Origin of the sequence: Acinetobacter sp. 766875, assembly GCF_000582055.1 — a bacterium.
In the GTDB taxonomy this organism is placed as follows: Bacteria; Pseudomonadota; Gammaproteobacteria; order Pseudomonadales; family Moraxellaceae; genus Acinetobacter; species Acinetobacter nosocomialis.
On sequence record NZ_JEXX01000007.1, the window covers coordinates 70658 to 84880 of the forward strand.

Here is a 14223-nt window from a genome sequence, read left to right on the forward strand (position 1 = left end):
ATTTTAGGATGATCTGAAGAAGAGATATCACTATTTAGGAGTTCCTTTATTATTATGAAAATTCGTTTAATCACTCATCCTATAAATAAAATAAAACAGGTGATTCTCGAATTCATCCATAACAATCATATTATTAACTGGACGCCCTTACAAAAAAGTGCACTGATGCTTACCCTCGCCTGTGCAATGAATTTCAGTTGGATTTTATGGAAAGGCTATATCTTAATAACGCCTAGTGTCTGGCAATGGTCAAATTTACCTTTAGTCGAATCACAGCTCTGGCTCAACTTATTGACCTTATTTTTATTAGCTTTGCTGATTATTCCGTGTTACCGCTATAAAGACCAAGACTGGGCTCAAAAAATTGTTCCTTTTATTAGCGTGCAAGCCTTTATGCTCATGCTGTGTCACGATGGTTATTTAATAGGAAGTATCAGCCCAGCCACAATGGTCGGTTATGTAGGTACGATTGGCGTAGGTTTAGTTTTATTTGAAAGAAAAATTGTTTATAGCGCTTTTATACCAGCAACAATTATTTTAGCCGTGTGTACTTATTTAAGTATGAATGGGGTTATACCCTACGCTCCACTATTTAACTTCACGGCTATCCGACATGCTCAAACCAATCCATTTTGGTTAGGGAGTATGCTGTTTTTTATTATGCCGATTTTAGTGGCGTGCTTTATTTTATTTGAAATTCTACTAACTCAATGGCGCCAAAGAGAAACTTATATTCAACGCTTAAGCCAGATCGACCCATTAACTAATGTATTAAATAGACGCAGTTTAAATGCTCATCTTGAAACACTGCACGAGCAACAATTCGATTATGCTTTAGTCCTTCTCGACATAGACCATTTTAAAAAAATTAATGATGTATATGGACATCATCAGGGCGATCAGGTCCTGATTAAAATTGCTCAATGTCTTTCTGAAAATTTACGTAATGAAGACATCATTGGTCGATTTGGTGGAGAAGAATTCATTTTATTACTCCCTCATACCGACATTATTCAAGCGGAAAAAATTGCGGAACGTTGCCGACTTGCCTTACAAGGGTTATCTATTTTCAATAATCAGAATATTCAGATTCATGTGAGTGCAAGCTTTGGAATTAGCAGCTCTGCTTTTGCAAACGATCCCTACATTGTGATTCGACAGGCCGATGAGGCACTTTATGCGGTAAAAGCTTCAGGGCGTAATCAAGTCCGCACTTTTCAACAAATACCACATATAAAATCAATTTGACTATTTAGCTTTCGATAAGCTTGCAAGCTGTTGCAAAAGCTCTTGCTGACTAAAGGCACCTGTTAAACGCAAAGAACGAATTTCTTGTTGTTGCTCATTTAAAAACAGATAAGTTGGTGGTCCAAGAATATTCCACTGCTTGAGTAGAGCTTCATGTGACTGATCATAATGGCTCAAATCAAGCTTAATGAGGTAGTAAGGTGCAAGAGCTGACTGAACTTCTGGTGCTTTTAAAATACGATGTTCAATAGGCTGACAAGCCACACACCAGTCTGCATAGACATCAACGACAATAGCCCGATCAGCAGGCGCTGCTGCTAAAATTTTCTGAAAGTCTGCGGCTGTAGTTGCAACATGCCATTCAGTCATATGGTCAGAACTTTGCAAACTTCGATTTTGAAAATGCTGATACTGGTTATAAGCAACAAATGGCGTTACCAATAAAAGTAGTAAGGCATATAGCCACTGTAACTGCCCTTTTTTCCAAAAGAACTGATACAGCGCATAAATAATAAAAGCCAGCCCTAGCAATAAACTAAGCACTTGCATGCCCCAATCTGGCAATAAAGGGCGAATAAAATAAAGACTTAATCCTAACATCAGAAAAGCAAAAATTACTTTAATCTGATGCATCCAGTCACCTGCTTTAGGCAAGAACTTTGCACCTAAAACACTGGCAATGAGTAAAGGAATTCCCATCCCAAAACCTAGACAGAATAAAAGCAAAGCACCTTGCCATTGGTTCTGGGTTTGAGAAATAAATAATAAGGTTCCAGCTAAAGGTGCAGTCATACATGGACCAACCAAGAGCGCAGAAACTACGCCCATGACCCCGGCACCAACCAAAGTACCACCTTGTTGCATAGACTGAATACGATCAAGCCGATTTAACCACGTTTGCGGTAAACGAAGCTCAAACAATCCAAATAGATTCAGCGCAAAAACTACAAACAGTAAACTAAACGCGATAAGCGTAGCAGGCTGTTGTAACCAGCGTTGGAAATTTAGCCCTGCTGAAGAAGCAATTAAACCTAGACCTGCATAAACCAATGCCATACTACACACAAAGGTAAGCGCAATGGTCCAAGCCTTTAAACCCTTATGTTCTCGAATAATCAGTGAGGTTAAAATTGGCAACATTGGTAAAGAACATGGCGTAAATGCAAGCAGCATGCCTAAACCTAAAAACAATAAAACACCATACCAAAGTGAGTGTTCAATTAATTTAGCTGACCAAATCTGGTCTTGTGCAATTTGGGGAACGGCCGCTTCAGCTTTATTTTCTGAACTTTTCGGATCTTCTAAAGGTTCTTGAGATACTGGTTTATTTGCCAAATCTAATAAGCGTTTCTGTGCTGTTCCTGCTTGATTTTGTACACCAACCAGACCATCTGCATCGGTTTGAAACTCAATAGTTTGTGGTGGATAACAAATACGGTCTTTGGCACAGCCTTGCCAAGTTACAGTGTAGTGCTCTGAAGGTTTAGTCTTAATCTGGAAGTTGACTTGATGGTAATAAACCTGACTTTGCCCATAGTTCTCATCATATTGAGAAACGGCTTTAGGCAAATTTAAAGCTAAAGGTTGATTACCCTGCTGGACAGTAAATTTATGCTGATACAAATAATAATTTGGCTGAATCTGCCACGATAACTTTGCGGTATGCGATTGTGGCGATTCAACCGAAAATGAAAAAGCCTGTTCGGGTGAAAGTAGCTTATCTTCTGCAAAAACAAACTGGCTCAATACAAAACTAGCAGCTGCTAGAAAATAAATAATTCCCTGAGAAATAAGCTTTTTCATTAACATCAATTCAAGTTGGTTTTATCAAAATAAGAATGCCATGCCCAAGCCACCATGGTAGCCTTTATCTTGACCCTCTAAATCGACACCTACACTTGCATCAAGTTGAGTACGTTTATTAACTGCATATACTAAGCCTGTACCTAAACCATATTGGTAGTCTTGGCTTTCAGCTTTACGGTAAACAAATTCAGAATAGCCAGAAAGTTTGCCAGCAATTTTATAATTGATTGTTGGAATGGCTGTTACAGCCCAATTGCTGTTTTGCACTTCGTAACGCATCGTAATTGCAGTATTGATCAAATCATTATACTGATAAGCCACTGCTGAACTTAAACTATAAATATCGTCATGTTCAGTAAACTCATCATTACCCGTTGCAATAAGCGCTTGAGCCAACACAGCCATTGTTAAATTTTCATCATTTAAATCAATCGCTTTTTTTAAGCCGATGCTTACATCACCTAAACCAGAGGTATCTGTCTTTTTACCAGCGCGCTTGGTTTGAGTCCAACCCGGACCTTGCCAACCCAATTGTAATTCTAAGTCTTTCGCCAAACCTGTACGGAATAACATATCGCCATGTACAGTTACGGTTTTTTCTTTCACGCCATCAACAGTTGCTTCTGTATAAGTTGCACTTGGCAAACCTTGTTCCCAAGCTAACTGCCCCACTGGAGTGATACCTGTTCCGAAGCCCGAACCTGGACGGTCAAACGAGAACTCTGCGGCAAAACTACTTCCTGCGGCAACAGTGGTCAGAGCAAAAGTTAAAATTTGAAATGTTCTCATTCTATATTCCAATCAAGTAGTTAGTTCTTTTGACATTTTTGCTCCATGATGGCGCAATAACTCTAGTGTTTCACGCTCTTCTTGAAGCGCTTCTGACCAATCTATTTCATCAAAATCACAATCAAAGAACAACTGACTGATTGAAGATAAAATGGTGAGTCCTTCTTCATCACGTGTGTTTGGATCAACTTTTTCATCAAGTAAACGTTGAACCGCTGGTGCGCATGCCGAACTTGCTGCATCCCATAGTGGACCATAAAATTCTTCTGCATCCCAAAGATGAACATTTGCCTTTGCCTGAATTAAGGCTTCAAGGATATCGAGATAAACTTGTAATGCTTGATCTTTTTCTTCTTTTGATAAGGGAGTGCCTGCTTCATACGCTTCCGAGACCTCTTCCCACCATTTAAAAATTCCATCACAAATAATTGATACAGGTGGCCCTTGTTCCGGATCAATGAAATTCGGATCAAGCCCCTCAGCAAGTAATTTTTGTACTTGCGTAAGTTCTAATTCTTCTATGGCTTTAATTAAAGCCTGCTGCTGGGTGGTTAACATGACCATCTCTCAAAAATATATTAGGGCTATTATGCCTAATCTCTGATGAAGATTTTAGAGGTCAATGCTATTGCATTGCAAACCAAAAGTTGTGAAGAGTTTTTATCCGTCTTTTTTATTTTTCATAAAAAAAGCCCCGAAGGGCTTTTTAGCAATTTTTAAACTTCATCATCAATGAATTCTGGTTGTCCACCTCTCGGGTGTTCCTTTTTCTCAAAAGTATGTTCAAGGCTACGTTTTAGTTTTTCAATCGCACCGTGAATTGAGGCATCAATATTTCCTGCTTTATGGTGCACTGCCACTGGTTTCAAGCCAGCAGGACGTGCTTCGATCATACAGTGGATATCTTTATCGCCGCCTTTGTCCCCATTTTCATCACTAAAATGAACCGAGAAATGTGTAATACGTTCGCTATGACGTTGGAATTCTTGAGTAAGTTCTGCACGTACATAAGTAATTAAACGTTCACTATTATGGATGTTTTTATCTGTGCGGATTTCAATATTCATAAATACCATCCTCTCTTTCTTACTGTGGATCTTTTCTATGCAAAACTTTTTTATGTTGGCATGTTTTAAGCATGCATGAACTGACTTTAATTGTACATTTTGATGGTGTAATGGTTTGTTATCTCCTGACTTAAACGTACCGCTTTTAATTTATTTTGAAGATCTTCATACCTTCAATATCAGTCCATCTATAAAAATATGCAAGCTGATTTTTTAAATTTTTATGAAAAATTGAACAAAAGGAGAGCAATTGTGACCGAATCTTATCTATCTGGAGCAGAACTCATTGAGCAGATTCAAAAGTCTCCTTATTCACGTGATTTAATCGGTTATCACGGACAGCCTCCAGAGGTGAAATGGCCCAATAATGCTAAGATTGCCGTGCAATTTGTGTTGAATTATGAAGAAGGTGGCGAAAAGCATATTGAACACGGCGACGCAGGTTCGGAGCAATTTTTATCAGAAATTATTGGTGCTGCAAGCTATCCAGCTAAGCATATGTCGATGGACTCTATGTACGAATATGGTTCACGTGCTGGTTTTTGGCGCATCCATAGTGAGTTCCAACGGCGCAAGCTTCCAATGACTATTTTCGGCGTTGCCATGGCACTGGCCCGTAACCCTTATATTGTCGAAGCAATTAAAGAAGCTGATTATGATGTCGTTTCTCATGGCTACCGCTGGCTTCACTATCAAGATACCGACATTGAAGTCGAAAAACAGCACATGGAACAAGCCTTATCAGTTTTAGAAAGCTTGTTTGGAAATAAGACTATAGGTTGGTATACCGGACGTGATAGTCCTAATACCCGTCAGTTACTCGCAGAGTTTCCACAAATACAATACGACTGTGATTATTATGGTGATGACCTGCCTTTTTGGACCACACTAACCGATACGGCTGGGGCATCACGTCCTCATCTCATTATTCCTTATACGCTCGAATGTAACGACATGAAATTCTGCTCACCGGGCGGATTTAATAGCTCAGAGCAGTTTTTCCAATATTTAAAAGATAGTTTTGATGTGCTGTATGCAGAAGGTGAAACTGCACCAAAAATGATGTCTATTGGAATGCACTGCCGTATTTTAGGGCGTCCGGGTCGTTTTAAAGCCTTACAAAGATTCCTCGACTATATTCAAATGCACGATCGTGTCTGGGTGTGCCGTCGTCAGGATATTGCAGAATATTGGTTTAAAAATCACATAACTCGTTAGTTGGTTATTAATTTTCCAAATTCATTAGAGAAAGATTAACCACTCTTGGCACTGTTATTGCTAAAACTCTATATCATGATAACGAGTTTAGGAATAACAGTGTTTTTAGCCGAGTTTAATCAAGCCCCATCCGAGCAACTCAAGACTCTGTTAAACAACTGCGTCCATATTCCTGCTTGGGCCGAAAAAATTATTTCAGAACGTCCCTACTCTTCAAAATCAGTTCTTTTAGGGCATGCAGAACAATTAAGCCACACATGGTCATGGCAAGAAATTCAGGCCGCTTTAGCAACCCATCCAAAAATTGGGGAACGACAGGCAAAAAAACAACTCAATGCAAAAGAGCAAGATTTTTCAGCTAAAGAACAAGCTGGTATCTCGTTGGATGAGCAAACACAACAAGCTCTGCTGCAAGGTAATCTTGAGTATGAACAGAAGTTTGGTTTTATTTTTTTAATTAAAGCAGCCGGCCTCAGTAGCGAAGATATTTTAAAAAAACTCCATCAACGTCTTCAAAACAACTTAGCTATAGAAAAAGTCATTGTACATGAGCAACTCGCAGCAATTGCTCTATTACGTCTATCACAGGAAGTACAAGCATGATCAGCACTCATATTTTAGATACGAATTTAGGTAAACCGGCTGCACAGGTCGAAGTGAAATTGTTTCATGCAGCAACTCACGAACTAATTGCGACCGCAACCACTAATCAAGATGGGCGAGTGAGTGATTTTGAAATAAACGACTTGAGTGAAGGCGCTTATCAACTTGAATTTGAAATTGCTCCTTATTTTGCCTCCCAAGAAGTCAAGACTTTTTTCCCGCGTGTTTGTATTCAATTTTTTATAGAAGACATCAATCAGCATTATCACATTCCATTACTAATCAGCCCCTTTGCCTACTCCACTTATCGCGGCAGCTAATTCAAATATAAATAGGAGAAAAATATGAATCATCGACAAAAGAATGCGATTTCTCCAGAGCATGAGTATTTAGGAATTTCGAAAAGTTTTGCTTATGGCTTACAGCATGTACTCACCATGTATGGCGGCATTGTAGCACCGCCACTTATTATTGGAATGGCAGCTGGTTTAAGCTCGGCACAAGTCGGCATGCTCATTGCAGCGGCCCTATTTGTAGGCGGATTGGCAACTCTTATACAAACCATAGGAACAAAATATCTAGGCGCAAAGCTACCGCTAGTTCAAGGTGTGTCTTTTGCTGGCGTGGCGACCATGGTTGCCATTATCACCACAGGCGGTGGTCTACCTGCAGTTTACGGGGCAGTCATTGTAGCCTCTCTAGTTGGGCTTTGCCTTGCGCCCTACTTTTCAAAAATCATTCGTTTTTTCCCACCTGTTGTAACCGGATGCGTCATCACGATTATTGGGCTATCTCTATTACCTGTTGCAATTCGTTGGATGATGGGTGGTAACGAGAAAGCACCCAACTGGGGAAGTGTAGAAAATATTTCTTTGGCACTACTGACCTTAGGTATTGTGATTATTCTGAATATGCTACCTCAAGCCGGTATTCGTCGCTTATCCATATTATTGGCGATCATGGCTGGTAGTATATTGGCCTACTTCATGGGTTTTGGTGATTTTAGTCACGTGAGCTCAGGTGCATGGCTGCAATTCCCTCATCTATTTGCATTTGGTTTACCGACTTTTGAGCTCAGTGCGATCTTATCGATGCTGATCGTTACCTTAGTAATTATGACGGAAACCACTGCTGACATTATTGCTGTCGGAGACATTGTAGGAACTGAAGTCGATTCAAAACGCATCGCCAACGGTGTACGTGCAGATATGTTTTCAAGCGCTATTGCTCCTATCTTTGGTTCATTCATGCAAAGTGCTTTTGCCCAAAATGTTGGACTGGTGGCAATTACAGGTATCAGAAGCCGCTTTGTCGTGGCAGCAGGCGGTGTCATTCTCATCATTTTAGGTCTATTGCCTGTTATGGGTCGCCTTATTGCAGCAATCCCTATGCCTGTACTTGGTGGTGCAGGTCTGGTCTTGTTTGGATCAGTTGCAGCGAGCGGAATCCGTACTTTGGCAAAAATTAATTATAACGATCAGAAAAATTTGATTATTGTCGCGACTGCTTTATCAGCAGGGATGATTCCTATTATAAACCATGAATTCTATGCTCACTTTCCAGTTTGGGTACAAACTTTGTTCCATTCGGGTATTAGTTCAACTTGTATCTTTGCTATCTTATTGAATTTGTTATTTAATCATTTACCTTCATTTCGTAGCTCATCTGCCCCTCAATTGAGCCAACCCATAAATACACGAAATACACATTAATGAATTCGTTTTTAGCGCCCCACTTCGGTGGGCTTTTTTTTAACCGTTGATCAAATTTGGCTTCATTTTTGCTTAAGACCCTGTATCCTTAGCGTGCTTTATTTGGGGGGAGATCATTTAAATGCAATTAAAGCAACTTGCGGCTACTTGTGCCTTGTTATCTGCAACAGCCATGGTTCAGGCAAAACCAATTTGGCAAGATTTTAGCGTGACTGGTCTTTATGGTGAAAACTATGAAGTTGTAGACGCAAAAGAAACCACCATCACTTTGGAATATGCAGCAAAAGTTAAATATGCTGATGTGTTCTTCTTCATGGACCGTATGCGCGGTGAAGATGATCATAAAAGTACATATTTTGAGTTATCACCACGTTTAAGCTTAGGTGAAATATCTGGCAAAAAATTGGCTTATGGCCCAATTAAAGATGTGCTCATTAGTACCACTTGGGAAAGTAATAGCGAAAACGGCAACAATTTCGATAACTTCTTATATGGTTTTGCTGTTGATTTAGATATTCCATATTTTAAATATGCGAATTTAAATTTCTACCGTGCAAACAACGAGAAAACTGATGACGATTATCAAATGACATTCGTCTATGGAATTCCATTTAATATTGCATCTGAAGAATTCTTGGTTGATGGTTTCCTAGATTGGTCAACTGCTGAAGGTGACCATGCCAGTGAGCTGAACTGGACAACTCAATGGAAATGGAATGTAGGTAAACACATTTCTCCTGACACACGCCTGTACCTAGGTATTGAGCACTCTGTGTGGAATAATAAATTTGGCCTACAAGGCCGAGATGAAAATAACGTCAGTGCTTTGGTTAAATACCACTTCTAAAATTTTTTATTTAGAAGCATAAAACAGCAAGGAAAAATTCCTTGCTGTTTTTGTTTTAGTCGAGTGGATTACCGACAATATTACTAATAATACCCTGCATAATATGTCCGCCTTGTTCACGGCGTAATTCTGCATACCAAGCTTGGGTAACAGTTTCATCTTTCATATGGGTTACATCACAACGTTTGCGTGCACGAAGCACCAATTCATTGGCACGTTCATTACGTTTGTTTTGATAGCGGCGTAAAGCATCTTCTAGTCCCAAAGTATTAATTTGCAAAGAGCGCGCTAAATAAATTGCATCTTCCATGGCTTGGCAGCCACCTTGCCCAATATCAGGTGTGGTGCTATGAGCGGCATCCCCTAAAATCACCACGCGACCTTTATAAAATTGGGTAAACGGTTCAATATCATGTATTTCTACCCGATTGGTCTTTTGCGGGTCTAAGCGTCCAATGAGCTGCTGTACAGGCTGGCACCAATCAGCAAAATATAGTTTTAAGAGCTTTTTATATTCATCCCGATTATTCTCTAAACCTGCTGGCAAAGGCACATCTAAAAAGAAATAAAAACGTCCATCCGCAACTGGCATCAGAGATGCACGTTTACCCTCTCCTACATAAGTCGTCCATTGCTGAGCTGGCGCTAAATCTTCAGAGATGTCAACCAAACCATTCCAGTTCACATAACCTGCATAACGGCGCTGTACCTGCTGACCTAACACATAGGCACGAGTCATTGAATGCGTACCATCAGCCCCAATCAGTAAGTCGGCTTGTGTTGAACTACCATCTGCAAAATGCACTTCGACATAATCAGCTTTATCTTCAAGGCTGACCATTTTTTTGCCTAAATAAATCTGATCTCGACCAAACTCATCCATCAGCATATTTTGTAAATCGGCACGTGCGACCGGATAAGGGCGTTGTCCCACTTCTTCAATTAATGGCCGTAAACTGAATTGTGTCATCACATCTCCAGTTAAACCATCTACATAGGCCAAGTCATCCATTTGCCCACCAAGTTTGGCGATTTTCTCGGTTAATCCCAGATAATTTAGACATTTCACACCATTCGACCACAGCGAAATTGCAGCGCCGACTGGAAGAATCTTTTCAGTTTGGTCAAAAATACGAACTTGGTGACCAAATTTCTTTAATGCAATGCCTGTGGTTAGACCTCCCATTCCCGCACCAATAATCACCACATTCATAACACGCTCCTATAGATATTCACCTATAGGGTGCTTATGCTAAAAACATGCCATCGTTCAAAATTTATTGAGCTTTTCCACCAAACTGGCATGCACCATGCTTATATATTTAAGTATAGAACTGGTCTCAACACGCTCAGTGTGAGTGCAGTTTTAAATGAAAAATCATGTTTTTAACAAGAAATACGGATACTCCATTATGGCAACATTGCACGCTCCAGCTTTTGAACTTCCTGAGATTTTGAATACTAAAACTAATTTGGCGGATGCCCGAATTGGTGCACAAGTGATTGAGTGTTCAGATGATTTCTTTGCAGAAGCAAAACGTATGCTGCAATTTGAAGCACCTATTTTTGTTGAAGATAAATTCGATGATAACGGCAAATGGATGGACGGTTGGGAGACGCGCCGTAAGCGTCATGCCGGCTATGACTGGTGTATTGTGAAGCTAGGAGTGAGTGGAAAAATCAGTGCACTTGATATCGACACCACGTTTTTCACAGGAAATTATCCTGCTTCTGCATCATTAGAGGCATGTTATGCACCAAATGGTGACCTTACTGGGGCAAAGTGGCAGAGTATTTTGGAAAATACCGAGCTAGGACCAAGTCAACATCATATTTTCATGGTCAATAATGATGCAATTTTCACGCATATACGTCTCAATATTTTCCCAGATGGTGGTGTCGCCCGTTTACGCGTTTATGGTGATGTTCATATTCAGGTGTCTGATACAGAGCAAACACTCGATTTACTGGCTCTTGAAAATGGCGGTCGCGTAATTGCCTATAGCGATGCGCACTTTGGACACCCGCGTAATTTGATTAACCCAGGCCGTGGCGTCAATATGGGCGATGGATGGGAAACCAAACGCCGCCGTGCACCAGGTTATGACTGGTGTATTCTTGCACTGGGTAAAAGCGGAAAAATTGAAAAAATTGAAATTGATACGGCGCACTTTAAAGGGAACTTCCCTGCTGAAGTTTCTATTCAGGCGGTCTACCTTGAAAATGCAACCGATGCACAATTAATTCCACAAAGTATGTTTTGGTCTTATTTACTAGAAGCCCAACCTATGCAAATGGACCATATTCATGAATATGTGAATGAGATTTTACAGCATGAAAAAGTCTCCCATATCCGTATTAACATGATTCCAGATGGTGGCATTAGTCGTGTCCGTTTATGGGGGAAAATTGCCAAGTCATGATCATAGATACTGTTCAGATTCAGCCCTTAACTATTGAGAACTTTCAGCCCTTCGGAGAAGTTATTTGTTGTGACGGGCATGATTTTTTTCATATTAATGATGCACACACCGAGCGCTATCATGCGCTCGTTGAAACTGAAATTGAGGGCGAAGCAAAAGCAGGGATCAGTATTTTCCGTAACATCAAGGCCAGTGTCTTGCCTATGGAAATTTCCATGCTAGAGCGACATCCGAAAGGTTCTCAAGCATTTATTCCATTACAGCAACAAAAGTTTTTAATTATTGTGGCACCCGCTTTAGATGAAAATACTCCCGATATTTCCAAGCTCTGTGCTTTCATCTCGAATGGTAAGCAAAGTATCAATTATCGGGCAGGCACATGGCATCACCCTTTGCTTACCTTTGAGGCACCCAGTGATTTTGTAGTAGTAGATCGGATTGGAGGTGGTGCAAATTGTGATGTTTTTCGATTTCCACAACCTATAGAAATTAGGTTTTAAATAAAGAATAAGTTATACAGACCTGTCTGCTTTAGTCTAATTATTTAAATACTGCATACTATTGTGTAATTAAAATAAAAAATCCCCGCCTATTGTGCGGGGATTTTTTTAATACTTTTTTAAACCGTGATATCAGCTAAGTTACCCTTTTGCTCAAGCCACTGCTTACGGTCTGCTGCACGTTTTTTCGCAAGGAGCTTGTCGAGTAAACCTGCTGTTAAATGTGCATCATCTAGATCGAGCTGAACCAAACGACGAGTATTTGGATCCATGGTTGTTTCACGTAGTTGAATTGCATTCATCTCGCCCAATCCTTTGAATCGGATAATTTGCGGATTCTTATTACCTTTAACATTTTTTAAAATGGTTTCAAGCTCTTCATCATCTAGCGCGTAATGAACATCTTTACCAATGTCGATACGGAACAATGGCGGCATTGCTACAAATAAATGACCTTCTTCAACCAATGCTGGAAAGTGTTTAACGAATAAAGCACAAAGCAGAGTCGCAATGTGCAGACCGTCTGAGTCGGCATCGGCCAAAATACAGATTTTGCCATAGCGCAGTTCTGACAAATCATCACTGCCTGGGTCTACACCAATTGCAATCGCAATGTCGTGAACTTCCTGAGAAGCAAGTACTTCATCAGAAGAAACCTCCCATGTATTTAAGATTTTTCCACGAATTGGCATGATAGCCTGAAAGTTCTTGTCGCGCGCCTGTTTGGCACTACCACCAGCCGAGTCACCCTCGACAATGAATAACTCACTTTCTTCGCGTGTTTGGCCCACGCAGTCTGCCAATTTACCCGGTAAAGCCGGACCAGAAACAATCTTTTTACGCTCAACTTTTTTCGCAGCTTTTAAACGTCGACCTGCTTTAGAAATTGCCATTTCGGCAAGTTGCATAGCAATTTCAGCATGTTGATTGAGCCAGAGCGCAAACGCATCCTTAGCAATATTTAAAACAATATTGGCGGCTTCACGACTCGAAAGACGCTCTTTAGTTTGACCAGAAAATTGTGGCTCTTGGAACTTAAGCGATAAAATATAGTTCACGCCATCCCAAACATCTTCAGCCGAAAGTTTAAGATTACGTGGTAATAAATTACGCAACTCACAGAATTCACGTAGCGCTTCGGTCACCCCCGAACGTAATCCATTTACATGTGTACCACCTTGTGCAGTTGGAATCAGGTTGACGTAGCTTTCTTGAACCTGCTCACCACCTTCTACATTCCAGCAAATCGCAAACTCACACGCGGCACGGTCTGCTTGCCCACTGCTTACAAATGCAGGGTTTGGCAAAATTTCACGATCTTGTAATTCATCCATCAAATAATCGACAAGACCATTTTCAAATTGCCATTCGATTTTTTCATCATTAATTTGATCGATATAAGTAATTTTTAAACCAGCTGCTAAAACAGCTTTGGCTTTTAAATTATGTTTGAGTGCTTTTAACGCAAATTTTGGACTATCAAAATATTTAGCTTCAGGCCAGAAACGTACCGTCGTTCCTGTCGCACGTTTTGGTGCTTTACCTTCTAACACCGCTAAAGGAGCAACAGGTTCACCTTGCTCAAATGCCATCTGGTATAAATTACCCTGACGCTGAACTTCTACCTCAACACGTGTAGATAAAGCGTTTACAACTGAAATCCCCACACCATGTAAACCACCTGAAAACTGATAGTTATCAGTACTAAACTTACCACCAGCATGCAGCTTGGTTAAAATGATTTCGATACCACTTTGGCCATATTCAGGGTGAATATCGACTGGCATACCACGACCATTATCTTCAACCGACAATGAACCATCTTTATAAACCGTGACACAGATTTTGTCGGCATGACCGGCTAATGCTTCATCGACAGCATTATCAATAACTTCTTGGGCTAAATGGTTAGGACGAGAAGTATCGGTATACATCCCCGGACGACGACGAACAGGGTCTAAACCGGAAAGAACTTCAAGCGATTGAGCCGTATATTGTGTCACGTTGTAC

At 40.4% G+C, this 14223-nt stretch carries 14 protein-coding genes; 8 read left to right on the forward strand and 6 right to left on the reverse strand.

The window, feature by feature from the left end:
* Positions 1 to 54: 54 nt before the first annotated feature.
* On the forward strand, positions 55 to 1248 hold the full coding sequence (locus tag J576_RS08510; RefSeq protein ID WP_002054070.1) for a GGDEF domain-containing protein: 1194 nt from the start codon (positions 55 to 57) through the stop codon (positions 1246 to 1248).
* Here J576_RS08510 and dsbD read toward each other — a convergent pair whose 3' ends face one another.
* The 4 genes from dsbD to J576_RS08530 form a co-directional block, all read right to left on the reverse strand.
* Positions 1249 to 3057 (reverse strand): protein-disulfide reductase DsbD, encoded by a 1809-nt coding sequence (gene dsbD, locus J576_RS08515; RefSeq protein ID WP_002053899.1) that lies wholly within the window; start codon positions 3055 to 3057, stop codon positions 1249 to 1251.
* Between the two features lie 18 nt (positions 3058 to 3075).
* Positions 3076 to 3843, reverse strand: coding sequence for a transporter (locus J576_RS08520; protein ID WP_002053755.1), 768 nt, complete (start codon positions 3841 to 3843; stop codon positions 3076 to 3078).
* A gap of 12 nt (positions 3844 to 3855) precedes the next feature.
* Positions 3856 to 4401 carry an ankyrin repeat domain-containing protein gene (locus J576_RS08525; protein WP_002053917.1) on the reverse strand — a complete coding sequence of 182 codons (546 nt, stop codon included), beginning with the start codon at positions 4399 to 4401 and terminating at the stop codon, positions 3856 to 3858.
* Positions 4402 to 4559: 158 nt separating this feature from the next.
* On the reverse strand, positions 4560 to 4910 hold the full coding sequence (locus J576_RS08530) for an HPF/RaiA family ribosome-associated protein (RefSeq protein ID WP_002053923.1): 351 nt from the start codon (positions 4908 to 4910) through the stop codon (positions 4560 to 4562).
* A gap of 252 nt (positions 4911 to 5162) precedes the next feature.
* Between J576_RS08530 and puuE the strand changes: the two genes are divergently transcribed.
* The 5 genes from puuE to J576_RS08555 all read left to right on the forward strand — a co-directional run bounded on the left by puuE (position 5163) and on the right by J576_RS08555 (position 9290).
* Entirely contained in the window at positions 5163 to 6128 is a 966-nt protein-coding gene (puuE, locus tag J576_RS08535) for an allantoinase PuuE (protein ID WP_002053819.1), read from the forward strand.
* Between the two features lie 99 nt (positions 6129 to 6227).
* Entirely contained in the window at positions 6228 to 6731 is a 504-nt protein-coding gene (gene uraD, locus J576_RS08540; protein WP_002053987.1) for a 2-oxo-4-hydroxy-4-carboxy-5-ureidoimidazoline decarboxylase, read from the forward strand.
* On the forward strand, positions 6728 to 7051 hold the full coding sequence (gene uraH, locus J576_RS08545; RefSeq protein WP_002054028.1) for a hydroxyisourate hydrolase: 324 nt from the start codon (positions 6728 to 6730) through the stop codon (positions 7049 to 7051). The genes uraD and uraH overlap by 4 nt, the downstream gene beginning before the upstream one ends.
* Positions 7052 to 7075: 24 nt before the next feature.
* Entirely contained in the window at positions 7076 to 8443 is a 1368-nt protein-coding gene (locus J576_RS08550) for a nucleobase:cation symporter-2 family protein (protein WP_002053832.1), read from the forward strand.
* 121 nt (positions 8444 to 8564) lie between these two features.
* Entirely contained in the window at positions 8565 to 9290 is a 726-nt protein-coding gene (locus J576_RS08555) for an outer membrane protein OmpK (protein ID WP_002053945.1), read from the forward strand.
* A gap of 55 nt (positions 9291 to 9345) precedes the next feature.
* On the opposite strand, the gene hpxO is transcribed toward J576_RS08555, so the two are convergent.
* Complete coding sequence (gene hpxO, locus J576_RS08560) at positions 9346 to 10503, reverse strand: FAD-dependent urate hydroxylase HpxO (RefSeq protein ID WP_002053773.1); 1158 nt, start codon at positions 10501 to 10503, stop codon at positions 9346 to 9348.
* Positions 10504 to 10702: 199 nt separating this feature from the next.
* On the opposite strand from hpxO, the gene alc reads away from it, so the two are divergent.
* Together alc and J576_RS08570 are read left to right on the forward strand one after the other, a co-directional pair.
* Positions 10703 to 11713 (forward strand): allantoicase, encoded by a 1011-nt coding sequence (alc, locus tag J576_RS08565; RefSeq protein ID WP_002054017.1) that lies wholly within the window; start codon positions 10703 to 10705, stop codon positions 11711 to 11713.
* The gene (locus tag J576_RS08570) at positions 11710 to 12213 is read left to right on the forward strand and encodes an ureidoglycolate lyase (protein ID WP_002053976.1); all 504 of its coding nucleotides are present in this window, start codon (positions 11710 to 11712) and stop codon (positions 12211 to 12213) included. The genes alc and J576_RS08570 overlap by 4 nt, the downstream gene beginning before the upstream one ends.
* Positions 12214 to 12332: 119 nt before the next feature.
* On the opposite strand, the gene parE is transcribed toward J576_RS08570, so the two are convergent.
* A complete protein-coding gene (parE, locus tag J576_RS08575; protein WP_033855554.1) occupies positions 12333 to 14216 on the reverse strand; it encodes a DNA topoisomerase IV subunit B in 1884 nt (627 codons plus the stop codon).
* Between the last annotated feature and the right edge of the window lie 7 nt (positions 14217 to 14223).